The following is a 23801-nucleotide window of genomic DNA, read 5'->3' on the forward strand; positions in this document are numbered from 1 at the left end:
AGATCCATATCCGGAACCCCGCCCGGCTGACCCCTGGGTGCGCCTCACTGGCCGATACGGACTGGTGGGATGGAATGCCGGTGCGTCACGGCGGCGCGAATCCTGACCGTTTCCTACGGCCTCAAGCTGGGCGGGAAAAATGTCGTACAGATGTCTCTTCTTGCGCAAAGACCGATCCGCTGTAGGCGAAGCTGACTTTTTGCTATCTTTTTTGTCCATTCGGTGCCAGTGGCATGGGAACCGTGTGGCTGGTGAAGGAGGAGACGCTCGGTGGTGAGGCCGTCCGTCAAGGGAATGCGCATCCTCGGAAACATCGGCGAGCAGGGCTGCGCCGAGCTGATCGCCAGGGTTATGCGGGAGGCCGACATCATGGCGCGGCTGCGTCACCCAATGATCGTCACCGCGCACGACGTGCTGACGGAGGATGGCAGGCCGCGGATCGTCATGGAGCGGCTGCACGGCCGCGGTCCTGGTGACGGGCCGGCGGCTCGCAGTCGCCCATCCGGGTGGCCGGGATCGGTGCCGGCCTCGAACATCGCTGTCCACTCGGTGGGTCACCCGGATCAGTCGGGCAGTGTGGGCCGCTCCAACGGCGGCGCATGTCCACGTGATCCTGCACCGTAACGTCAATCCGGCCGCCGTCCTCCTCGACGCGGACGGCTGTGATGCTCACGGACTTGGGCATTGCCCCACCCCGGCGCGGAAGCGACGACAAGGAGTTTGGTCGGCTCGCCCGGTCACGTCGCGTCTGAGTGGTTCCACTTGGAGATCGCCGGGTCGCCGTCAAACCTGTGGTCGCTCGGCACGCCCCTCCATCTGGCCGTCGAGGGCGAGGCGAGCGTCGGCCGGTGTCCCATTCCGACGCCCACCCCCGCCTGTGCTGACCGATGCGCGGATGGTCACAGCAGGGTCTTGAGGAACTCCCTGGTGCGTACGGCGTCGTCGCCGGTGGCGTACTCGGAGGCGACGAAGTCCGTCACGCCCGCGTCGGCCAGGAGCCGGATCTGCGCGGCCACCTCCTTCTCGTCGCCCACCAGGGCGACGTCGGCGGGTCCGCCGGCCTGCTCGCGGTCGAGCATCGCCCGGTAGGACGGCATCCTGCCGTACACCTCGTACACCTTGGCGGCGCGGGCACGGCCGGCTGCGACGTCGTCGGTGACGCACACCGGGAGAGCGCACACCACCCGTGGTCGCGGGCGTCCCTGCGCGGCCGCGGTGATCGTGGGGACCGCGTAGTCGGCGACGGTCCTGGGGCCGGTCATCCAGAGCACGGTGCCGTCCGCCATCTCGCCGGCCAACCGGAGCATCCGCGGGGCCAGCGCGGCGACGAGCACGGGCAGGTCGTCCACGCGGGGTGTCGTGAGGTTCAGGTGGGCCCTGATGGTCTCCCCGTCGAAGTCGGCCTTCTCGCCCCTCGCCAGCGGCATCAGCACGGACAGGAACTCCCGCATGTGCCGGGCCGGCCGGTCGTAGCTGTAACCGAACTTGTCCTCGATGATCACTCGATGGGACAGGCCGATGCCCAGGGTCAGCCGCCCGCCGAGTGCGGCGTTCACTGTCAGCGCCTGCTGTGCCAGTGCCGCCGGGTGCCGGGGGTAGGTCGGGACCACGGCGGTGCCCAGTTCGATCCCGGGCACCCGGCTCCCCACGACGGTCAGCGCGGTCAGCGCGTCCAGCGCGAGGATGTGCGGCATCCACACGGACGCGAAGCCGTCCTCGGCGGCGCGGTCCACCTTCGCGTGCAGCTCGTCGAGCGCGTTCGTCCTGTTCGGCGCGTCAAGCAGCAGGCCCACTCTCATGCCGGACTCCGTCCTACTCACCGATCCCGTCGGTTAATCGTCAACAACCATCTTGACTCGATACTTACCGCTCAAGACGAGGTCTTGCGCCTTTAAGTTAACATGGAATAACTTCCTGAGGGTAGATGCCCGCGGGGTCCCCAGCGGGCCGTGGCGGAGGAGGAGAGCCGTGGAACGCCGGGTACGCGTCGCAGGGGTCGGGATGATTCCGTTCACGAAACCCAGTGCGGGTGACACCTATGACTCCATGGGAGAGCGGGCCGTACGGGCCGCGCTGGAGGACGCCGGCATCGGGTACGAGCTGGTCCGGCAGGCCTACGTGGGCTACGTCTACGGGGACTCGACCAGCGGCCAGAAGGCCCTGTACGGGGTGGGTCTGTCCGGGATTCCCGTCGTCAATGTCAACAACAACTGTTCCACCGGGTCCTCCGCGCTCTGGCTGGCCCGCCAGGCCGTCGAGCACGGGGCCGCCGAGTGCGTGCTCGTGGTGGGCTTCGAGCAGATGAAGCCCGGCGCGTTGCAGAACGTGTGGAACGACAGGCCCCTGGTGTTCGACCGCTTCACCGAGGCGATGGCCGGTGCGCAGGAGCCCGCCGACGCCCCGCTCGCCGCGCAGCTCTTCGGCGGAGCCGGCGCCGCGTACATGGCGAGGTACGGCACGGCGAAGGAGACGTTCGCCAAGATCTCCGTCAAGGCGCGCAGGCACGCGGCGCACAACCCGTACGCGGTGTTCCGCGATCCGGTGACGGAGGAGGAGGTGCTGGCCTCACCGCACGTCTACGGGCCGCTGACCAGGCTCCAGTGCTGCCCCCCGACCTGCGGGGCGGCGGCGGCCGTACTGTGCAGCGAGGAGTTCGCCCGGCGGCACGGCCTCAGCGCGGACGTGGCGATCCGGGCCCAGGCGCTGACCACCGACACCCCGAGCACGTTCGCGTCGGGCGACATGACGCGTGTCGTCGGCTACGACATGACGCGCGAGGCCGCCCGGCAGGTGTACGAGGCGTCGGGGATCGGCCCCGGGGACATCCCCGTGGTGGAACTGCACGACTGTTTCACCGCCAACGAGCTGATCACCTATGAGGCGCTGGGACTGACCCCCGAGGGCACGGCGGAGAAGTTCGTGCTCGACGGTGACAACACCTACGGAGGCCGGGTGGTCACCAACCCGTCGGGCGGCCTGCTGTCCAAGGGCCACCCGCTGGGGGCCACCGGGCTGGCGCAGTGCGCCGAGCTGGTCTGGCAGCTGCGCGGGCGGGCCGAGGCCCGCCAGGTGGAGGGTGCGCGGCTCGCGCTCCAGCACAACCTGGGGCTCGGCGGTGCCTGCGTCGTCACGCTCTACGAGAAGGTGTCATGAGACTCCAGGACGCGCTGGGCGTCGTTTTCCCCCCGCACGACGTGGTGGTGGAGCGCGGCAGGCTGCGGCTCTTCGCGAAGGTGACCGGCCAGGAGGACCCCGTCTACGTCGACGTCGACGCCGCCGCCCGGGCGGGCCACCGCGACCTGCCGGTACCGCCGACGTTCCTGTTCTGCCTGGAGATGGAACAGCCGGGCGACCCGCTGGCCTACATCCGCGACCTCGGCGTCGACCTGCGCAAGGTGCTCCACGGGGAGCAGCGGTTCGACTACCGCGGCATGGCGTACGCGGGTGACACGCTGACCTTCGCCTCCCGGATCACCGACGCGTACCGGAAGAAGGGCGGAAAGCTCACCTTCCTCATCCGCACGACGCGGGTGACCCGCGCCGGCACGCCCGTCGCCGACCTCAGCAGCACGATCGTGGTGACCTCATGAAACAGCACGATCGTGATGACCTCATGAAGCTGGAGATCCCGCCGATCAGCCGGACCACGCTGGCGCTCTACGCGGGCGCCTCCGGCGATCACAACCCGATCCACATCGACCTGGACGTCGCCCGCTCGGCCGGACTGGAGGACGTGTTCGCCCACGGCATGCTCTCCATGGGGTACCTGGCCAGGCTGCTGACCGACCTGGTCCCGCAGGAGCGCATCCGCTCCTACGGCGTGCGGTTCACCGCCGTCACCCCCGTGCACGCCCGGCCGACCTGCACGGCGGTCAGGGGCAGGGTGGAGGACGGCCTCACCCATCTCGACCTGACCATGACCCTGGACGACGGCACGGTCACCCTCCAGGGGCAAGCGATCATCGAAGGAGAGCTGTGAAACTCGAAGGCAAGGTCGCGATCGTCTCCGGCTCCGGACGCGGCATCGGACGGGAGATCGCCGTCAAGCTCGCCGCCGAGGGCGCCCGGGTCGTGGTCAACGACCTCGACAGGGAGCCCGCGGCGGAGACGGTGGCCGCCATCGAGGCGGCGGGGGGCGAGGCACTGGCCTGCGTGGGCAGCGTCACCGACGACGGCTTCGCCGAACGCTTCGTCGCCGAGGCGGTCGACGGCTTCGGCGGGCTGGACATCATCGTCAACAACGCCGGATACACCTGGGACAACGTCATCCAGAAGATGGCCGACGAACAGTGGGACGCGATGCACGACGTCCACGTCAAGGCGCCGTTCCGCGTCCTCCGCGCGGCGCAGCCGTACATCAGGGCCAATCCCGTCGACCACCACCGCAAGGTGGTGAACATCTCCTCGGTGTCCGGCATCGGCGGCCATCCCGGCCAGGCCAACTACTCCAGCGCCAAGGCCGCCGTCATCGGGCTGACCAAGGCGCTGAGCAAGGAATGGGGCCGGCTGAAGGTCAACGTCAACGCGGTCGCGTTCGGGCTCATCGAGACCCGGCTCACCGTGGCCGTGTCGGGTGCGGAGACCATCGAGGTCGAGGGCCGGCAGATCAAGGTCGGCATCAGCACCGACTTCCTCGCCGCCTCCACGGCGATGATCCCGCTGGGCCGGGCCGGCAGCCCGGCGGAGGCGGCGGGTGCGGTGTACCTGCTCTGCCTGCCGGAGTCCGACTACATCAGCGGCCAGGTGGTCGTCTGCGGCGGCGGCCTGTCGGTGTAGGAAGATCATGAGCTACGCGTCCCCCTGGATCATCGGCGACGTCGCCCTGCTGGGCGAGACCGCCAGGCGCTTCCTGGCCGCCGAGGCCGTACCGAGACAGCCCGAATGGGAGGCCCGGCGGTGCGTCGACCGCGGCTTCTGGCGCGAGGCCGGCGAGATCGGGCTGCTGTGCGCCGGCGTCCCCGAAACGTACGGCGGCGGTGGCGGCACCTTCGCCCACGACCTGGTCATCCTGCAGGAACAGGCCAGAGCGCTGGAGCACGGCTTCGGCAACCCCGTGCACAGCGGCATCGTCGCGCACTACCTGGCGTCCTTCGGCACCGAGGAGCAGAAGCTGCGCTGGCTGCCCGGCATGGCGTCCGGCGAGGTGGTCGCGGCCATCGCCATGAGCGAGCCCGGGGCCGGTTCGGACCTGCAGTCGATCACCACGAGGGCGGTGCGGGACGGCGACGAGTATGTGATCGACGGCGCCAAGACGTTCATCACGAACGGCGGCTCGTGCGATCTGGTGGTCGTGGTCGCCAGCACGGACCCGCCACGGCGTGCCCGCGGGATCTCGCTGTTCCTCGTGGACGCGGACACTCCCGGTTTCCGCAGGGGACGCGTCCTGGACAAGATCGGGCAACACGGCGCCGACACCGCGGAGCTGTTCTTCGACGAGGTCCGCGTGCCGGTCGGCGCGCTGCTCGGTGGCGTCGAGGGCCAGGGCTTCGTCCAGCTCATGCGCCAGCTTCCCCAGGAGCGGCTGATCATCGCCGTCATGGCGGTGACCGCCGCGGAGCAGGCGCTGGAGCAGACCGTCCGTTACGTCAAGGAGCGGCACGTCTTCGGCGAGCCGCTGTTCAACAAGCAGAACACCCGGTTCGAACTGGCCGAGTGCGCCACGCTCACCCATGCCGGACGGGTTTTCGCCGACTCGTGTGTCGAGCGGCACCTGCGGGGTGAACTCGACTCGGCCACCGCGTCGATGGCCAAGTGGTGGCTGAGCGAGGTGCAGTGCCAGGTCGTCGACCGCTGCCTGCAGTTGTTCGGGGGATACGGCTACATGCGGGAGTTCCCGATCGCCCGCATGTACGCCGACGCGCGCGCTCAGAAGATCTACGGCGGCGCGAACGAAGTCATGAAGGAGCTCATCGCTCGATCCCTGTAAGCCCGTTAGGAGTGCCGTGTACCTGACCCAAGGGCTGCACCGTTCACTGCAGCAGAACCCCGACGCCCCGGCCACGATCTTCGGTGAGCGGGTGCGAAGCTTCCGCGAGCAGGCCGGCCGGGTGTCCCGCCTGGCCGCGGCGCTCCGCGCGCTGGGCGTCACCGACGGGGAGCGCGTCGGTATCCTCGCCCTCAACTCCGACCGATACGCCGAGGCCCTGCTGGCCGTGCCGTGGGCCGACGGCGTGCTCAACCCCGTCAACATCCGCTGGAGCACGGCGGAGATCGCCTACTCCCTGGCCGAGTGTCAGACCGGCATCCTGATGGTGGACGACCGGTTCGCCCCGTACGTTCCCGCGCTGGCGCAGGGCCACCCGGGCCTGAAGACCGTCATCCACCTCGGTGACGGGCCGGCACCGGACGGCATGCTCGGTTACGAGGACCTGATCGCCGCGCACGAGCCGATCCCCGACGCGCGCAGGGGCGGTGACGCCCTGCTCGGAGTCTTCTACACCGGCGGCACCACGGGCTTCCCCAAGGGGGCGATGATCAGCCACGCGAACCTGTGCGTCGCCACGCTCGGCGCGCAGGCCGTCACCCCGTCCGGGCTGCCGGGCGGCAGGACGCTCCTGGCCGCGCCGATGTTCCACATGGCCGCGCTGGCCGCCTGGTACACGCAGCTCGCCGTGGGCGGCACACATGTGATCACCCCGTACTTCGACCCAGGTGAGGTCATCGAGACGATCGCCCGGCACCGGGTGAGCTACATCATGCTGGTGCCCACGATGATCCAGATGGTGCTCGACCACCCGCTCGCCGCCGAGCACGACCTGTCCTGCGTGCGGAGCGTGGTCTACGGCGCGTCGCCGATCAGCGAGACCCTGCTCCGCCGGGCCATGAAGGTGTTCCCCCGAGGGGGCTTCGTCCAGGCGTACGGGATGACGGAGCTCGCACCGATCGCCACCATGCTGACCCCGCGCGACCACGAGGAGGGCACGCGGCTGCGCTCGGCCGGCCGGGCCGCGGCGCACACCGAGGTGGCCGTCGTCGGCCACGACGGCCGGGAGCTCACGCGCGGGGAGGTGGGCGAGGTCGTGGTCCGCGGCGGAAACGTCATGCTCGGCTACTGGAACAAGCCGGAGGAGACGGCCGCGGCGCTGCGCGACGGGTGGATGCACACCGGCGACGGCGGCTACATGGACGAGGACGGGTATCTCTACATCGTCGACCGGATCAAAGACATGATCATCACAGGTGGTGAGAACGTCTACTCCGCCGAGGTCGAGAACGTCTTGGCCGCCCACCCCGCCGTGGCCCAGTGCGCCGTCATCGGCGTCCCTGACCCCGACTGGGGCGAACGGGTGCACGCGGTCATCGTGCTCCAGCCCGGAGCCACCGCGTCGCCCGAGGAGATCCGGGAACACTGCAAGTCGCTCATCGCGGGCTACAAGGCGCCGCGCAGTTGCGAGTTCGTCGAGCAGCTTCCGATGTCGGCCGCCGGAAAGATCCTCAAACGCGAGCTGCGCAGGCCGTACTGGGAGGAAGCAGATCGTCGCGTCAGATGAACCGCCGTCTAGTATGGCTCGGGTGAACGGGAAGGCGACGGTGCGAGCCAGGCCACGCGATCGCAGAGCGCAGATCCTTCGCACCGCCGCCGGTCTCTTCCACGAGCGCGGCTACCACGGCGTGGGCGTCGGCGAGATCGCCGCGGTGGTCGGCATCTCCGGCCCCGCGCTCTACAAGCACTTCCGCGGCAAACACGATCTGCTCTGGCACGCCATCGACAGCGGGATGGCCGGGTTCGAGTCGGTGACGGCGGGCGACCTGGAGGAACTGCTCGACGCCATGGTGGCGCTGGCGCTGGAGCGGCGTGAGCTCGGCGTGCTGTGGCAGCGGGAGTCGCGCAACCTCAACGAACCGGAACGGGCCGAGTTCCGCCACCGGCTGCGGCGCAACGCGGAACGCGACGCGGAGCTGCTCCGCCGGGCCCGTCCCGAGCTGGGGGAGCGCGACGCGCTGCTGCTCTCGTGGGGGATCACCGCGCTCGTGAGCAGCCCGTCCCACCACCGGGCGGCACCGGCCGGCTACCCGGGGCTGCTGCGGGCCATGGTCGCGGCGGTGGCCCACAGCACCAGCCTGATCGCCGCGCCGCCCGTGCCGGTCCCCCCGGAGGCGTCGGCCACCCGCGCCTCCAGGAGGGAGGCCATCCTCGCGGCGGCCACCCGCCTGTTCAGCCGGAACGGTTTCGCGGCGGTGTCCAACGACGACATCGGCGCGGCGACCGGCGTCACCGGGCCCACCGTGTACAAACACTTCGCCAGCAAGACCGAGATCCTCCTCACCGCGCTCAACCGCGGCGAGGAGGCGCTCCAGCTCGCGCTCGACCGGGCGCTCGCGCACGCGTCCGACCAGGCGGGTGCCCTGTCCGCCGTCGTGGCCTCGTACGTGGACTTCGCGGCCGGCCATCCTGATCTCATCGGCGTGCTGATCACCGAGATCACCTACCTCCCGCCGGAGGAACGGCACGCCAACCGCCGCAAGCAGCACCGGTACGTCGCCGAATGGACCCGCCTGCTGCGGGCCGAGCGACCGGAGCTGTCCGAGCCCGAGGCTCTGGCGCTGGTGCACGGCGCGCTCACCCTGATCAACGATCTGGTACGGCTGCCGCTGATCCGGTCCCGGGCACACCTGAACGAGGAACTCGCCGGCCTGGCGCTCGACGTGCTGCGCTCCGGCCGGGCGGCCCGCGCGAGCGCCGGACGGGAGACGGCTGGCTGACCGCGCGAGCGCCGGGCGGGAGACACGAGCGGGAGACGGCCGGCTGACCGCGCAACTGACGTCCGCCCACGTCCACCTGGATCGCCCAGCTCGCCTCCCGCGCCGCGGTCGCCCAGATGATCAAGGGATGGCGCGGACTCGGTAGCCTGGTTCCGCCCGCAACCGCGGGTGCTCCCCCTCCGGCGGCCGGGGCGGCGGCGAGCACGGCCGGTACCCGGGGCGGCGGCGAGCACGACGCGATCAGTATGGAGGACGCCGTGGCAGCGCTCGTGCACGTCGATCGGGTTCCCGTCGCCGTGCGATCACCGCGGCGGACGCGGATCTGGAACCACGCGGTCACGGTGGCCGCCGCGGCCGTGACGGCCTTCGCCGGGTGGCGGAACCGGTGGATCAGCGACGACGGCCTGATCGCGGTGCGGACCGTCCGGCAGTTGCTCGCGGGCAACGGGCCGGTCTTCAACGCCGGTGAGCGGGTCGAGGCCAACACCAGCACGGCGTGGACCTACCTGGTCGCCGCGGTCTCCTGGCTGAGCCGGGGGGACGTGGCCTACGTCGCGGTGCTGCTCGGTCTGGCGTGCACGGTCGGCGCGGTGGTGTTCGCGGTGACCGGCGCCGTGCGGCTGCACGGCGGTCCACGCCTGCTCCTGCCCGCCGGGGTGGCGGTGGTCCTCGCGCTGCCGCCGTTCTGGGACTTCGCCACCTCCGGCCTGGAGACCGGGCTGACGTTCCTGTGGATCGGCCTGTCGTGGTGGCTGCTGGTCCGGGCGGCCCGGGAGGGGCCGGTGCTGCCCCTGGTGTTCGTCCTCGGCCTGGCGCCGCTGGTCCGGCCGGAGCTGGCCCTGGTCTACCCGGTCTTCTTCGGCGTGCTGCTCATGCTGCGGTGGCCGGGGTGGCGTGCCGCCGCCCGCTGGGTCGCGCTGTCGGCGGCTCTGCCGGTTGCCTACCAGGTCTTCCGGATGGGCTACTACGGGTTGCTCGTGCCCAACACCGCCCTCGCCAAGGAGGCCGGTGACAGCCGGTGGGCACGCGGCCTGCTCTACGCCGGGGACACGATGCTGACCTACCAGCTCATCGGCCCCATGCTGGCGGTGGTCCCGCTGTCGCTGTGGGCCTGCCGCGGACGCCGTGACCTCCTCGTGGCGGCGGCCCCGCTCGCCGCCGGGGTGCTGATGCTGCTGTACGTCCTGCGGGTCGGCGGTGACTTCATGCACGGCCGGATGATGCTGCCGGCCCTGCTGCTCCTGCTGCTGCCCGCCATGGTCCTGCCACTGCACGCCGTCACCGCGGTCGCCTGCGCGACCGTGGGACTGTGGGCCGTGGTGTGCGCCGTGGCGCTGAGAGTGCCGTACGCACAGGCCGTCGGGCCGGACGGGATCGCCGACGAGCGCGGCTTCTACGTGCTGCGGACCGGTGATCCGCATCCGGTCACCGCCGAGTCCTACGCCCGATCCAGTCCGGACCCGCTGAGCACGGGCGGCGCCACCGGCCTGCACCTGCCCGGCCTGGAACCGGTGCCGCTCCGCGCCGACCTGCCCGCCCGCCTGGCCGTGGCGGGCCGGGTGCTGGGCACGGTGAGCGCGCCGTTCCCGCTGGACGTCCTCGTCGTCGACCAGCTCGGCCTGGCCAACGCCCTGGGCAGCCACATGGCACTGGCCTGCGGGCAGCGGGCCGGGCACGAGAAACCGCTTCCCGACGAGTACGTCCTCGCCGACTACATGGCCCCGGGAGCTCACCTGGCCGACGACCGGCTCCGGGCCGAGGTGGAGCGGGTCAGGGGCGAGCTGGCCGGCGGCCGGTTCCGGGAGTTGCTGGACGCCACGAGGGCTCCGCTGACCCCGCGCAGGTTCTGGGAGAACCTGGTGGGTGCCCCGGCCCGCACCGCCTTCCGCTTCCCCACCGGGAACACCTCCTGCCCGCCGTGAACGCCCCCTGCCCGCCGTGAACGCCCCCTGCCCGCCGTGAATACCCCCTGCTCACCGGGAACGCCTCTGCCCGCCGTGAACGTACGCCCGGCGGGCCGGCCGGACGCGGTGTGGTCCTGCCACGCGGTCCGGGCGGGAACGTCCGTTCACTCGCCGGGTGCCTCGGGCGTGGGGGAGCAACCGTAGGTCACAGGGTAGATCTCCATGGAGATCGAGCCGCTGGGGGCGGCGAGATCGTGGAAGTTACGGGTGACGGCCGTGCCGAAGATACCCGGGTACGCCTCGCGGACGGCCTCGTTGACCCGGGTGGCCAGGTGGACGCCGTTACCGGTGCCGGCGTCGGCGCCGAAGGTCAGGACCATGCCCGCGTGCTGCCCGGCCAGGCGGTCCCGGTGCCTGCCCACCTCCTGCCGGACCTGGGCGGCCAGGACGTCGTCGGTGGCGCCGGGGGTGACCCGGAAGGCGATCGTGATCGGTTTCGCCCGGACACCCCCGACGCGGCCGGCACAGGGGGACGGGGCCGGGGAGGGGCCGGACCGGGCGGGGGCCGGGTCGTCGTCCTGCTCCGGGGAGTTCGCCGGGTCCTCGTCGTCCTCCGGGGAACGCGACGGGCTCTCGTCCTCCGTCAAGGGGCGGGCCGGGGCGGGTGACGGCAGGGGGACGCCCGGCAGGGAGGGGACGGTGTCCGGCACGGGCCGGCCGCCGTCGTCCGGAGCCCCGGTGGCACCGGGCGGAAGCCGGACGGCCTCCACGGGAGACGGGGTGGGGACGGGCGGCGGTGCCTGAGCCCCCAGCATGATGATCGTGAGCCCGAGCAGCAGGTCCGCGAAGAGCCAGCCGGCCAGCAGGGTCGAGGCGGGTGTTCTGCGGCGGGCGGTCACCGTGAGGTCCTCTGCGGGAGGTCCGGATCGCTCTCACGGTCGTGGTCGCTCTCACGGTCGTGGTCGCTCTCACGGTCACCTTCACGGTCGCGGTCGCGGTCGTGGTCGTGGTCGCTCTCACGGTCACCCCCGCCCTCACGGTCGCCCGCACGGTCACCGCTCTGCGTTCCGTGGCCGTTCTCCGTGCCGTCACTCTTCTCCGTGCCGTGGCGGTGCTCCGTGCCGCCGTCGCTCTGCGTGCCGTCGCTGTTCTCCGCGCCGCCGCCGTTCTCGGGAGCGTCGCCGCCACGGGAGGCGGGTGCCCTGAGGACGTCGGCCGCCCGGTCGACCGCGAGCTGGAGCCGGGTGATCGCCTGCCGCAGCTCCGCGACCTCGCCGCCCGCGAGCTCCCGTACCCGGACCGGCAGGTCGGCCAGCACGTCCGCGAGCGCCGCGGGGAGCCGGTCGAGCGTCTCCCGGGTCTCCTCCAGCAGGACGACCGTCTTCCCCGAGGTGTCGGAGACGAACTCGACCAGGGAGACGTGGGCCCCGGCGGTGGCCGACCACTCGCCGAGGGCTTCCCGGATCTCCGTACCGGTGCTTCCGAGGGTCCGGTGGAACTCCCTGGTCGCACCGGTGAGGGTGTCGGCGACCCGTTCGCCGAGCAGGTCGACGGCCTTCTCCGTCGACGAGCCGACCGCGTCGATCGAGACGGCCGCGCGGTCGACGGCGTGGCCGATGCCCGCGGTCGCGCCGACCAGCTCGCCGATCCGGATGTCCAGGCCGGAGACCGTGCCCTGCACCGACTTCATGGACCGGACGAGCTCGTCGTTGAACGCGCGCCGCATGTCCAGGGTGGTCTGGGAGATCGTCGTCGACAGCCGGTCGCCGACGCTGGTGACGGCCCGGCCGGTCGCGGCACCGGCGTTGTCGATCACGGCCGAGGCCCGCGCCACCGCCCCGGCGAGGTCGTCACAGGTGTTGTTGATGGCCGTCAGGTGCTCGCCGAGGAGGTCGACGGCGTCGCGTACGTCGATCGCGCTGCCCGCCAGCGCGTCCGTGGCCTTGCGGGTGGCCTCCAGGGTCAGGGTGAGCACCTCGACCAGCTCGGTGTGCACCTTGCGCGCCGTGGTGCCGACGAAGCCGATGTCGGCCGCCGCCTTGCTGAGCTCGGCCCCGAACCGTTCGGGGGAGGAGAGGCGGACCTGGCCGAGCACCAGGCTGGCCTCGGTCAGCGCCGCGCGGAGCCGGACCCGGAGGGCCGCCAGCTCCCGTTCCTCGGTGTCCTCCCGGGTGTCCCGCGTGACGTTCTCGTACACCGTCCAGACGATGAGGCAGAAGATGGCCCCGAGCGTGCAGAGCGCGATGTTGTCGAACTTGAAGAACGCGGGCAGCCGGCCGTCGAAGCCCTGCTGCCACATCTCCAGGAAGGGCCGCCGGGCCGCCTCCAGCCCGCCCGCGTCGAGGACGTCGCCGTAGGCGCCGGTGGCCATCATCAGGCCCAGCCAGGTGACGAAGATCGGCACGAAGACGAGGGCGGGGCCGATGGCGGCGCTGAGGCCCCGGCGCCGCCCCGGCCTCCCGGCCCGGCGCGCGGTCTCGGCCGGTTCCCCGTCCACCAGGATGGTGTCGTCGGGGGAGAAGGCCGCGAAGAGATCGATCTCACACCAGCGCTCGGCCTCGGCCGGGTCGGTGATCGCGTCGGCGAGGTCGTGGAGCTGGTCCCGGCGGGCCGCCAGATGGCGGTGATCGGCAAGCTCGCGAAGCTCGCTGACAAGCTCCTGGTCCGTCACCGTCAACCAGCGTCCTCTCCTGATAGTGCCGGGCATCATTCGGCGATCGGGATGACCGTTTCATCCCTCTGGGACGCGTGATCATTTCGACATACGGCGCACATGTCAACGGACGAGGTGGCGGGCGGGTCCGCCGCCGTCATGCGGGTGTCGTGAGGCGGTCGCGCAGGTAGTCCCTCAGGTACTCCCTCAGCACGACGGCGTTGTTGTGCTCGGTGTCCTTCGCCGCGTAGAGAAGGGTGACCGTCCCGGCACGTGCGGCGTCCAGCAGCGGACGCACGGCGTCCGGGTTCCGGTCCAGTTCCCGCCGGTAGCGGGTGCGGAACTCGGCGAAACGCTCCGGGCGGTGGCCGAACCAGCGCCGCAGCTCCGGGGATGGTGCGACATCGCGTGCCCACCCGTCGAGCGTGAGACCGTCTTTGCGGACGCCCCGGGGCCACATCCCGTCGACGAGGAACACCGCTCCCTCGGCGGGTTCCGCGTCGTACACCCGGCTGATGATGACTTCCCCCATCCGCTGTGCGTACCCGGGTCGCGGCCCGGGAAGCGGGCGGGCGGCGGTGACCTATCGGTCCCCGTCCGGCTGGGCCGCGAAGTCGTCGGCCAGTTCCGCGATGGCCTCGCGGCCCTCCAGGTGTCTCAGCCAGTCGCGCGGCAGCACCGCCTCCCCGTGGAGCGTCCCCAGCAGGTTGCCGCAGACGGCGCCGGTGGAGTCGCTGTCGCCGGAGTGGTTGACGGCGAGCAGCAGGGCCGCCCGGAACCCGTCTGGTTCCGGGTGGGTGAGGGCACAGTAGACCGCGATGGCGAGGGCCTCCTCGGCGACCCAGGCGCCGCCGAGCGACTCGACCTTCTCCGGGGACGGCCCGCCCTCGGCCGCGAGGGACACGGCGGCTTCCAGGGCCTGGGAGGTCTCCTCGTGGGAGGGGTAGGCCGCCAGCAGGGCCATCGACCTTCGTACGGCCTCGTCCAGCGGGCCGCCCCCCACCAGGAAGTGGACGAGGGCGGCGAGGGCACCGGCGGCGAGGGCACCGGTGGGGTGGCCGTGGGTGGTCTGGGCACACGCGGCGGCCAGCTCGAAGGCGTGGCGGGGGCTTGGCGCGCGCAGGCCGAAGGGGGCCGAGCGCATGACCGTCCCGCAGCCCTTGGAGCCGGGGTTGACCGGGCCGGGGAGTCCGGGCGGGGCGGGGACGAGGGTACCGCGGTGGCGCAGGCCGGACAGGCAGGCGTTGCCCGGGGCCCGCCTGGAGTACAGCCACCGCTGCTCGCGGAGCCGGCCGGTACGGAACGCTCCGGTCGCCGCGACGGGGGAGGGGTGCTGCTGGGTGTCCAGCCAGCGCAGGTAGGCGTGGTGGACGGCGGTGACGTCGCCGCCGCGGAGCAGGCCCTCGACGGTGAACAGGGTCATCTGCGTGTCGTCGGTGATCAGGCCGATCTCACCGTGCGGGTCGGGGACGAGCCCGGTCAGTCCCTCTGGGCCGTACTCCGTGCGGATCCGGTCGATCGAGTCGAACTCGACCGGGGCTCCCAGCGCGTCGCCGAGGGCACCGCCCAGGAGACAGCCCCGCACACGCCCGCGGTGATCCGCGGTCCACCCGCGGTGATCCGGTGTCCGCCCGTGTTGGTCCGGCGCCTGTCCGTGTTGGCCTGGCGCCTGTCCGTGTTGGCCTGGCGCCTGTCCGTGCTGGTCGGGTGCGTGCCCCTGACCGCCCCGCACGTGTCCGTGGTCGCCCGGTACGCCGCCGGGGGGAGGGCCTGCCGTCACGCTTCTCCTGCTTCCGCCGTATGCCGGTGTACGCCGACCTTTGTACTACTTCGGGGGCCCGCCGGGGAAGGCGGGCGGGTGGCCGTGGCGCCGGGGTTCTGGTGTCTCGGCACGCGATCCGGACTTGACTTGACTTAAACCTACCTGAAATATGGGGAATATGCCGCATGTCCCCCTGACCCTCCGGCGGGTCGTCGACTACATGCGCCTGGACGGCAGTCTCTGTTCGTGAGGGCGTGCCTCGTCGCGACCGCGCCGAGCCATCGCCTCCCGTGGTGCCGTCTCCCCACGGCGCCGCCCTTCCGACTCCCCCTCCTCTCGTCTGCTCTCATCTGCCCGGAACCGGGAGGTTCCCGGATTCCTCCTCCGCGCTCCGCCACGTGACCGAGCGGTCACGTGACCACGTGACCGGGCAGCTAAACGATCACACGGCCAAACGGCCAAACGGCCAAGTGGTCACGCGACCGCGCGATCACATGGTCACGCGACCACGTGACCGCATGCGCCGCCGGTGCCACCGCGCAGCCCTGTGGCGTGCGCGTCTCTCCACCTCTCCGACCTGCTAAGGGACCGATTCACCATGTGGACATCTCGTCAACCAGGGCGACCAGGGCGACCAGGGCGACCGGGTCGATCCGGCCGGCGGACGCGCGCCGCGGTCGTGACCGCGCTGCTCTCGCTGACGGCGCTCACCGCCGCCTGCGGCGGCGCCGAGACCGGTAAGGCCGCCGCGGCGGCGGGGCGTGAGGGCGGCGGGGCCGTACTCAAGATCAAGGACCCGGGGAACGCGGGGCCCCTGGCGGTGGCGAAGAAGGAGGGGATCCTGGAGAAACGCCTGGCCGAGGTCGGGGCGAAGGTCGAGTGGGGCGGGACGTACGCCTCGTTCACCGCCACGATCGACGCGGTCCGCTCCGGGTCGGTGAACGTGCTGGAGGGTGCCATCTCGCCCGTCCTGGGCTACCTGGCCAACGGCAGGGACATCAAGATCTTCTCGTTCACCGACCGGGTGACCGACCCGGCGGCCCCCGAGACCGACGGCCTCGTCGTCCGGCCCGACAGCCCGATCAAGAGCGTCAAGGACCTGGCCGGCAAGCAGGTCGCGGTGAACAAGGGCGGGCGGGGCGAGTACCTGCTGCTGCTCGCGCTCCAGGAAGCCGGTGTCCCGGTCGACCAGGTCAAGCGGGTCTACCTCAACCCCGACCAGGGCGCCTCGGCCTTCGCCACCGGCAAGGTCGACGCCTGGTGGGCGATCGTCAGGGCGTATCCGGAGGCGGTGGCCAAGGGAGCGAGGGTCCTCGTCAACGGCCGGGACCTGAAGGACCAGGACCTGACCATGCAGGCCGCCCGTACCGAACTGCTGGAGGAGCACCCCGAGGCGGTCCGCGTCTACCTGGAGGTCCTGCGGGAGCTCACCGAGGAGGCGAAGAGGAACCCCGAGAAGTTCCAGAACGTCTTCCTCAGCCAGGGGCCCACCGCCGTCTCCGGACCGCGACTGGCCGAGGAGATCGCCAAGACGAAGTACGCCAACGTACCGCGTCCGGCCACCGCCGCCGACGGGGCGTTCGTGACCGACGTGGCGGCCGTCTTCGAGAAGTACGGGGTGCTGCCCGCCTCGGTGAAGGTGGACCCGGGTGACGTCATCTTCGAGCTGAAGCCCGCGTCATGACCATGGAGAAGGTCGCAGAGTCCGTGGCCCGGCCTCCCGCCGCCGCTCCGGAGGCGCCGCAGTCACCGCTGACGCCCCCATCGATAACACCGGCACCGGAGGCGCCGTCATCGAAGGCGCCGACACCGAAGACACTCTCGCCGCAGACACCGGCACCGCAGACACCGTCATCACAGGCACCGGCTCCGAAGGCACCGTCGGCGTCCCCGGCTCTGGAGACGCCCCGCTACCTGGGCACCCGGCGCCGGCGCCCGGCCGTCTCCGCGGCCGTCCGCGTCCTGGTCCCGCTGCTCCTGCTCGCCGCGTGGTGGTACGGCACGGACAGCGGGGCCGTACCCCCCGACGTGCTCGCCGGGCCCGGCGCGGTGGCCGGGGCGTTCGGCGAGCTGGTCGCCACCGGGCAGCTCGGCGAGTATCTGCTGGCGTCGGCCCGCCGGGCCGGGCTCGGGGTGCTGGTCGGCGGCGGGCTCGGGCTGCTTCTCGGGGTGGTGGCCGGGCTGTCGGCCCTCGGCGAGGAGCTCATCGACCCGACCATGCAGATGAAGCGGGCCGTGCCCTTCCTGGCCCTGGTGCCGCTGTTCATCTCCTGGTTCGGCGTGGAGGAGACGTTCAAGGTCGTGTTGATCGCGGTCGCCGCCGTCGGTCCGATGTACGCGTACTCCTATCTCGGCGTCCGCGGCGTGGACCGCAAGACGGTCGAGGCGGCCCGGGGGTTCGGGCTGCGCGGTGCGCGGCTGGCCGCCGAGGTGATCATTCCGACGGCGCTGCCGAACATCCTGATGGCGCTGCGCATCTGCCTGTCGGTCTCGCTCACCGGCCTGATCGCCGCCGAGCAGATCGGCGCCACCGAGGGCATCGGTTACCTCGTCACCCTCGCCCAGCAGTACTACCGCAGCGACTACATGGTCCTGTGCATCCTGATCTACGCGGTGCTCGGGCTGGTCATCGACCTGCTGATCCGGGGCGTGGAGCGGCTGGCGATGCCGTGGCGCGGGCAGGTGGCGGCCCGGTGACCGCGGTGCGGATCGAAGGGCTGCGCAAGGCGTTCGGGGCCAAGACCGTGCTGGACGGGATCGACCTGGAGATCCGGCGCGGGGAGTTCTTCGCCCTGCTCGGACCGAGCGGCACCGGCAAGACGACCCTGCTGCGGATCCTCGCCGGGCTGGAACTCCCCGACGCGGGCACCGTCCTCGCCCCGCCGCGCCGCACGACCGTCTACCAGGAGCCGCGCCTGGTCCAGGCCCGCCGGGTGCTCGCCAACGTCACCCTCGGCCTGCCCCGGAGCGCCGGGGACGCGGGTCTCGCCGCGCTGGCCGAGGTGGGGCTGGAGGGGTACGGCACCGCGTGGCCGGCCACGCTCTCCGGCGGAGAAGCACAGCGGGTCGCCCTGGCCAGAGCGCTCGTCCGAGACCCGGAACTGCTCCTGCTCGACGAGCCGTTCGCCGCCCTCGACGCGCTGACCAGGTTGCAGATGCAGGAGATGGTCGCCGAGCTGTGCGCGCGGCACCGTCCGGCCGTGGTGCTCGTCACGCACGACGTGGACGAGGCCGTGCGGCTGGCCGACCGGGTCGTGGTGCTGCGCGAGGGGTCCTTCGCCGTCGAGCAGCCGATCGACCTCCCCGCCCCGCGCGACCGCGACGACCCCGCCTTCATCGCCCACCGGAGCCTGCTGCTGTCCCACCTGGGCGTCACCCCGGGGTCGGGTGTCACCCCGAGGTCAGGTGTCACCGCGGGGTCGGGTGTCACCGCGGGGTCCGCCGGCGAGTACCGGCACACCCCATGACGACGGCCCCGACGAGTGGTACCGGCACACCCCATGACGACGACCGACGAACGCTGACAAGGAGTCACGTGTCCACCGTTGAGAAGATCTGGTTCACCCGCTGCCCGGTGCCCACCGCCAGCGGGCTGGCCCTCAGCCTGGGCTGGCTGGACGAGGAGTTCGGCGAGGTCGGGGTCCTCCAGGACGCCGGTCCCGAGCTGGCCGGGCGACATTTCGACCACCGGCTGCCGGGCCTGTTCCGCGAGGGCGGGAACGTTCCCGCGCTGGTCGCGCGCTCGGAAGGCGCGCGGACCCGGCTGATCGGGCTGACCTGGATCGAGGAGTGGCAGTCGATCCTGGTCCGCCCGGAGTCGGGCGTCACCGACGCGGCCGGGTTGCGCGGCGCGCGGGTCGCCCTGCCGCGCTGGGCCGGCACCCGAGCCAGGAGCTTCCCCCGGGCGATGGCCCTGCACGGGGTCAAGGGGGCGCTCGCCCAGGCCGGGCTCACCCTCGACGACGTGACGTTCGTCGAGGTGGAGCAGCCCGAGACCGGGGTCGGACGGGACGCGTCCGGCCGCTCGCGCACCTGGCCGGGGCTCAGGGAACTCGCGGACGGCGTGGTCGACGCGGTCTACGTCAAAGGCGCCCGCTCCGCCGAGCAGGCCCGGGAGCTCGGCGCGGTCGTCGCGGTCGACCTGGACGCCCACCCCGACCGCCGCACCCGCGTCAACAACGGCACCCCGCGGCCGATCACCGTGCACGAGGACCTGCTCGCCGAGCACCCGGACCTCGTGGTCGCCTTCCTCGTCCGGACCCTGCGCGCCGCCGACTGGGCGGCGGGCAACCTGGAGGCCGTGCGCGACGTGCTGGCCGCCGAGACCGGCTCCGGTGCGGAGGGCGTCGCCACCGCCTACCGGGGCGACTTCCACCGTCATCTCCACCCCGACCTGTCGGCGGAACGGCTGGACCTGCTCCGGGTGCAGAAGGACTTCCTGCTGCTGCACGGCTTCCTCGCGGCGGACGTCGACGTCGAGGCGTGGGCGGCGCACGAGCCGCTCGCGACGGCCCGTGCCCGGCTCGCCGCCGAGAACACGAAGAACGCCCAGAACGCCGGGACCGGGGAGACCGGGGAGCTCACGGGAACCGGGGAAGCCGCGGAGACCGCGGGAACCGGGGAGCGGCTCGCCGCGGCCCGGACGGCGGTGCTCTGATGGCCAGGTTCCTGATCACACTGCCCATCGGGGGAGACGGCGGGCGGGGCCCCCGGCCGGACTTTCCGGGGTTCGTCACCGACCTGCGGCGGGCCTTCGGGCCGTCCGACCACCTCGCCCAGGCGGGCAGGGCCGCGGAGATCGCCGGGTTCGGCGGGGCGTTCGTCCCGTTCGACCCGGAGGGCGAGGAGTCGCTGGTCGTCGCGGCGGGACTGCTGCGGCGGAGCCGCTGGACACGGCTGACGGCCGGGTTCCACCCGGGCGTCGCCACACCCGTCTACGCGGCCAAGGTCACCGCCTCCCTGCAGCGTTTTTCCGCCGACCGCCTCGACTGGTGGCTCGACGTCGACCTCGACCCGGCCGTGGCCCGCGCGCAGGGCGACTTCCTACAGGGGGCGGACCGGTACGCGCGGGCCGAGGAGTTCCTCACCGTCGCCAAGGGGGTCTGGTCCGAGGAGGGTTACACCTACGAGGGACGCTTCTACCAGGTCCTCGCGGGCGGCTTCACGCCGCCGCTGTCCGGGCACAGGTTCCCGGCGGTCCACCTGTCGGGCACCTCACCCGAGGCGTACGCGCTCTCCGCCCGCCACGCCGACGTGCACGTCTTCGACCCCGACGACGACATCGAGGCGGCGCCGCTGCCCGGGGTCGCGTACGGGGTGCGGCTGCCGGTCCTGGCCCGGGACGACGAGAGCGAGGCGTGGGAGGCGGCCCGCCGCCTGTGGACGGCGGGCGGCCAGGCGGCCGGGACGCTGCCGGACCCCGACCCGCGGACCCGCCTGTGGCACGGGTTCCCCCGGCGGGCTGCGGACGGTCCCGGCGGCCGGAGCCGGTCGTACGGGCCCGGCCTGGTCGGGTCGTTCGAGACCGTCGCCGCCGGGATCCGCGACTACATCGACCGGGGTGTCGGCGTCTTCTTCCTGGAGGCGACGCCGTACATCGAGGAGACCTACCGCCTGGGCGAGCGGCTGCTGCCGCTGCTGGCAAAGGAGAGGACCCATGTCCGTTGACATCTACTGGCGGATCGGGACGCACGGCGACCAGCCCTCGCTCCGGCGCAGGACGGCCAGCCGTGGGGGGTGGGCACCCGTGGTGCCCGGCAGCCTGGCACCCGGCGTCCGCGACGGGGAACGGGACGGCTACAGCTACGTCGAGCACATGGGCGACGTCGCCCGTGCCTCGGAGATCTCCGGGTTCGTCGGCGGGCTGCTGCCGTCGTTCCCCAACACCGACGACCCGTGGGCGACCGCGGCGACCCTGGCCGGGGAGACGACCACCTACCGGTTCATGATCGCCTTCCAGCCGGGGTTCCTCCACCCGGTGCAGGCCGCCCGCATGACGGCGAGCCTGCAACGGGCCACCGGGGGGCGTGTCGTCTACAACGTCATCTCCGGCGGGGGCGGACCCGACCAGCTCTGGTGGGGCGACAGGGTCGACCACGACGACCGCTACGCGCGTACCTCGGAGTTCCTCGACGTGCTCAGGGGCGTCTGGGACGGTGGACCGTTCGACTTCGACGGCCGCTTCTACCAGGTCGAGAGAGCGGGACTGCCCCCGGCGCTGAGGGGGCAGCCGTTCCCCGAGATCTACTTCTCCGGTTCGTCCGGCGCGGCGATCGAGGCGGCCGGACGGCACGCCGACTACTACCTGTCGTGGCTGGAGCCCTTCCACGCGCTGGCCGAGAAGTTCGAACGGGTCAGAGCGGCCAGTGACCGCGACCCCAGGTTCGCCGTCAGGATCGACGTGCTCGCCCGGGAGACCGAGGAGGAGGCCTGGGACGAGATCCGCCGCGGCTGGGAGAACATCGACCCCTCCGTCCTCCGGGACGCCACCGGCGACTCCATCGGCTGGCAGCGCAGCCGGTCGTTCGTCACCGGGCGGATCACCGACCACCGTGACCTGGAGGTCACGCCCAACGTCTGGGGCGGCTTCCACCTGCTGCGCGGCGGGCCCGCGTTCGGCCTGGTCGGCAGCTACGAGCAGGTCGCGCAGCGACTCGACGAACTCATCGGCCTCGGCGTCGGCGCCTTCATCCTCGCGGGCGTCCCGCACCTGGAGGAGGCCTACCGCGTCGGCGAGCGGGTGCTCCCGCTGCTCCGCGGCCACGACCTCCGTATCGAATCCCCTCTACTGGAAGGAACCCTCTCATGAGCCTCCGCGTCGGCTATTTCCCCAGCAACAACTCCCTGTGGGTGCTGCGTCACCGAGGCATCCTGGAGCGCGCGATCTCCGACGTCGAGTGGGTGGACCTGCGCTCGCTGCCCTCCGGTGTGCGGCCCGCCGCGACCGAGGGGCTGCCCTCGCTCCACGGCGACCACCTCTTCGACGGCGGGTACGACTTCATCGGCACCGGCTCCACGCCGCCGGTGACGGCCCAGGGCAAGGGACACGACATCGTCTACGTCGCGATCTCCGGCCCCCGGCACGAGAACGGCAGGCTGGTCGTGCGCGGCGACTCGCCGATCACCTCCCTCGAAGACCTGAAGGGCGGGCGGGTCGCGCTCGGGCACGGCTCGTGGCAGACCACGCTGCTGCTGTTCGCCCTCGACAAGGTGGGGCTGAGCTGGAAGGACATCGAACCGGTCGACGCCGGGGTGGACGCCTCCGAGCTGTTCCTCAGCGGCGAGGTGGACGCCTGGGTCGGCTCGTACCCGGCGCTCAGCAAGGTCGAGGCGGCCACGGAGGTCCGTGAGCTGGTCGCCACCGACGGGCTGTTCAGCCACCGCTCGCTCTGGTTCACCCGCCGCGACTTCGCCGAGAAGCAGCCGGAACAGCTGGCCGTGATCGTCGCCGCGCTCCAGGAGTCCGACGCCTGGATCCAGGAGAACCACCGCGCCGCGGCCGAGCTGTTCGCGGCCGACGACGGCGGTGACGTCGACCACTGGGAGAACGCGCTGCGCAAGCGTCCCTTCGGGCTCCACCCGGTCACCGAGGAGTTCGTCGCCGAACAGCAGCGCGCCGCCGACCTCTTCCACGCCAACGGCCTCATCGACCGGAAGATCACCGTCGCCGACGCGGTGGACCCGGAGATCGCGAAGCTGGTCGAGCGGTAACCGCGCGGCGGGGAGCGGGGAACGGCGTTCCCCGCCCCCCGCCGTCGTCCGGTCCGCTCTCCCCGCCCGGTCGTCGTCCGGTCCGCTCTCCCCGCCCGGTCGTCGTCCGGTCCGCTCTCCCCGCCCGGTCGTCGTCCGGTCCGCCTCCCTCACCTCGGTCGTCGTCCGGTCCGCCTCCCTCACTCCGGTTGCCGTCCGGTACGGCGCCCCCCGCCCGCGCCGTCTCCCTCCGGCGTTTCCGCCCCCGTCGCTTTGCACCCGGCAACGGACTGGGGGTGGCGGCTCCCCTGTTTTCTGTCACCATTTCCTCATGCATGCCCTTCGCCTTCTCCGCGCCGCCGTGTTCGCGGTCGCGTGCGTGACGGCGTCGCTGGCCATGCACGTGCTGGCCGGAGGCTCCCCGGTGGGGCCGGACGTCCTGGTCCCGGCAGCCCTGCCGGTGACGGCCGGGGCCTTCCTGCTGGCCCGCCGCAGGCGAGGGTTCGGCATGCTGCTGGGTGCGGGTTTCGTCACCCAGTACGGCCTGCACCTGTGGTTCTCCGCAGGCGCGGAACCGCCTCCGGCGCAGGGGCACCCGCACGCGGGTGGCCTGTCCGCCGGCCTTTTCATGCTCCTCGTGCACGCCGCGACGGCACTGCTGTCGGCGTACTGGCTGGAGCGCGGGGAGTCGGGCCTGGCCCTGCTCCTGCGCCTGCTCGTCGCCTCGATCCTGACCGTGCTGCTGTGGCGGCTCCCCGTCACGGCCCGCCGGACGGCCGTCCCCGCCCGTTGTGAGCGTGTTCCGCTCGTCACCCGGCTCCTCGCCGCCACCGTCTCCCGGCGCGGTCCGCCGGTTCCGTTCTCCGTCGTCTGAATCCACCCGATCGGGCCGTCGCGCCCGCGTACCGGCCTGCCCTCGGCGGGCCCGGTGCTGCCGTGCCGCCACGGCGGTCCTCCGCGCCGCCTCCGCCACGGCGGCCTTGTGCACCGCTCGCCACGGCGGCCTTGTGCACCGCTCGCCACGGTGGCCCTCCGTGCCGCCCTGCCACCGGCGCTCTTTCACACGACCCCCGAGGTGACGCGCACCCAG

The 23801-nt window shown here is 72.0% G+C and carries 22 protein-coding genes; 17 read left to right on the plus strand and 5 right to left on the minus strand.

The genetic code is table 11. The features are described from left to right. Positions 1-270 precede the first annotated feature (270 nt). The gene (locus F4562_RS23595; RefSeq protein WP_184541102.1) at positions 271-624 is read left to right on the plus strand and encodes a hypothetical protein; all 354 of its coding nucleotides are present in this window, start codon (positions 271-273) and stop codon (positions 622-624) included. Positions 625-899: 275 nt separating this feature from the next. Here the strand turns inward: F4562_RS23595 and F4562_RS23600 are convergent, their stop codons facing one another. After that, positions 900-1799, minus strand: coding sequence for an LLM class F420-dependent oxidoreductase (locus F4562_RS23600; protein WP_184541101.1), 900 nt, complete (start codon positions 1797-1799; stop codon positions 900-902). Between the two features lie 169 nt (positions 1800-1968). On the opposite strand from F4562_RS23600, the gene F4562_RS23605 reads away from it, so the two are divergent. From F4562_RS23605 to F4562_RS23640, 8 genes are all read left to right on the plus strand, one after another. Further along, entirely contained in the window at positions 1969-3153 is a 1185-nt protein-coding gene (locus tag F4562_RS23605) for a lipid-transfer protein (protein WP_184541100.1), read from the plus strand. Further along, a complete protein-coding gene (locus F4562_RS23610) occupies positions 3150-3590 on the plus strand; it encodes a MaoC family dehydratase N-terminal domain-containing protein (protein ID WP_184541099.1) in 441 nt (146 codons plus the stop codon). Before F4562_RS23605 ends, F4562_RS23610 begins: the two co-directional genes overlap by 4 nt. Further along, entirely contained in the window at positions 3587-3979 is a 393-nt protein-coding gene (locus F4562_RS23615; protein WP_221206780.1) for a MaoC/PaaZ C-terminal domain-containing protein, read from the plus strand. Before F4562_RS23610 ends, F4562_RS23615 begins: the two co-directional genes overlap by 4 nt. Further along, on the plus strand, positions 3976-4776 hold the full coding sequence (locus F4562_RS23620; protein WP_184541098.1) for an SDR family NAD(P)-dependent oxidoreductase: 801 nt from the start codon (positions 3976-3978) through the stop codon (positions 4774-4776). Before F4562_RS23615 ends, F4562_RS23620 begins: the two co-directional genes overlap by 4 nt. Positions 4777-4783: 7 nt before the next feature. Then, on the plus strand, positions 4784-5926 hold the full coding sequence (locus tag F4562_RS23625; protein ID WP_184541097.1) for an acyl-CoA dehydrogenase family protein: 1143 nt from the start codon (positions 4784-4786) through the stop codon (positions 5924-5926). A gap of 16 nt (positions 5927-5942) precedes the next feature. After that, entirely contained in the window at positions 5943-7490 is a 1548-nt protein-coding gene (locus F4562_RS23630) for a long-chain-fatty-acid--CoA ligase (RefSeq protein ID WP_184541096.1), read from the plus strand. 22 nt (positions 7491-7512) lie between these two features. Beyond that, positions 7513-8703: a TetR/AcrR family transcriptional regulator gene (locus F4562_RS23635; protein WP_184541095.1), complete on the plus strand. Its 1191-nt coding sequence runs from the start codon at positions 7513-7515 to the stop codon at positions 8701-8703. Between the two features lie 257 nt (positions 8704-8960). Then, entirely contained in the window at positions 8961-10625 is a 1665-nt protein-coding gene (locus F4562_RS23640) for an arabinofuranosyltransferase AftB family protein (protein ID WP_184541094.1), read from the plus strand. Between the two features lie 146 nt (positions 10626-10771). Here the strand turns inward: F4562_RS23640 and F4562_RS23645 are convergent, their stop codons facing one another. The 4 genes from F4562_RS23645 to F4562_RS23660 form a co-directional block, all read right to left on the minus strand. Further along, a complete protein-coding gene (locus tag F4562_RS23645; RefSeq protein ID WP_184541304.1) occupies positions 10772-11506 on the minus strand; it encodes a dihydrolipoyllysine-residue succinyltransferase component of 2-oxoglutarate dehydrogenase complex in 735 nt (244 codons plus the stop codon). Beyond that, positions 11503-13284 carry a hypothetical protein gene (locus F4562_RS23650; RefSeq protein WP_184541093.1) on the minus strand — a complete coding sequence of 594 codons (1782 nt, stop codon included), beginning with the start codon at positions 13282-13284 and terminating at the stop codon, positions 11503-11505. Before F4562_RS23650 ends, F4562_RS23645 begins: the two co-directional genes overlap by 4 nt. Before the next feature lie 133 nt (positions 13285-13417). Further along, positions 13418-13792 (minus strand): DUF488 domain-containing protein, encoded by a 375-nt coding sequence (locus F4562_RS23655; protein ID WP_184541092.1) that lies wholly within the window; start codon positions 13790-13792, stop codon positions 13418-13420. 51 nt (positions 13793-13843) lie between these two features. Then, positions 13844-15040, minus strand: coding sequence for an ADP-ribosylglycohydrolase family protein (locus F4562_RS23660; RefSeq protein WP_512700836.1), 1197 nt, complete (start codon positions 15038-15040; stop codon positions 13844-13846). 661 nt (positions 15041-15701) lie between these two features. Here F4562_RS23660 and F4562_RS23665 point away from each other — a divergent pair. From F4562_RS23665 to F4562_RS23700, 8 genes are all read left to right on the plus strand, one after another. Beyond that, positions 15702-16706, plus strand: a complete 1005-nt coding sequence (locus F4562_RS23665) for an ABC transporter substrate-binding protein (RefSeq protein WP_311733962.1) — start codon at positions 15702-15704, stop codon at positions 16704-16706. Positions 16707-16708: 2 nt separating this feature from the next. Next, positions 16709-17719 (plus strand): ABC transporter permease, encoded by a 1011-nt coding sequence (locus F4562_RS23670; RefSeq protein ID WP_246473531.1) that lies wholly within the window; start codon positions 16709-16711, stop codon positions 17717-17719. After that, positions 17716-18489 carry an ABC transporter ATP-binding protein gene (locus F4562_RS23675; RefSeq protein WP_311733961.1) on the plus strand — a complete coding sequence of 258 codons (774 nt, stop codon included), beginning with the start codon at positions 17716-17718 and terminating at the stop codon, positions 18487-18489. Before F4562_RS23670 ends, F4562_RS23675 begins: the two co-directional genes overlap by 4 nt. A gap of 68 nt (positions 18490-18557) precedes the next feature. Further along, positions 18558-19679, plus strand: coding sequence for an ABC transporter substrate-binding protein (locus F4562_RS23680; protein WP_311733960.1), 1122 nt, complete (start codon positions 18558-18560; stop codon positions 19677-19679). Next, a complete protein-coding gene (locus F4562_RS23685) occupies positions 19679-20689 on the plus strand; it encodes an LLM class flavin-dependent oxidoreductase (protein WP_184541088.1) in 1011 nt (336 codons plus the stop codon). The genes F4562_RS23680 and F4562_RS23685 overlap by 1 nt, the downstream gene beginning before the upstream one ends. Next, on the plus strand, positions 20679-21830 hold the full coding sequence (locus tag F4562_RS23690; RefSeq protein WP_184541087.1) for an LLM class flavin-dependent oxidoreductase: 1152 nt from the start codon (positions 20679-20681) through the stop codon (positions 21828-21830). Before F4562_RS23685 ends, F4562_RS23690 begins: the two co-directional genes overlap by 11 nt. Then, positions 21827-22732: an ABC transporter substrate-binding protein gene (locus tag F4562_RS23695; RefSeq protein ID WP_184541086.1), complete on the plus strand. Its 906-nt coding sequence runs from the start codon at positions 21827-21829 to the stop codon at positions 22730-22732. Before F4562_RS23690 ends, F4562_RS23695 begins: the two co-directional genes overlap by 4 nt. Positions 22733-23042: 310 nt before the next feature. Further along, positions 23043-23585 carry a hypothetical protein gene (locus F4562_RS23700; protein ID WP_184541085.1) on the plus strand — a complete coding sequence of 181 codons (543 nt, stop codon included), beginning with the start codon at positions 23043-23045 and terminating at the stop codon, positions 23583-23585. Positions 23586-23801: the final 216 nt, after the last annotated feature.

The organism is Streptosporangium becharense (assembly GCF_014204985.1).
In the GTDB taxonomy this organism is placed as follows: Bacteria; Actinomycetota; Actinomycetes; order Streptosporangiales; family Streptosporangiaceae; genus Streptosporangium; species Streptosporangium becharense.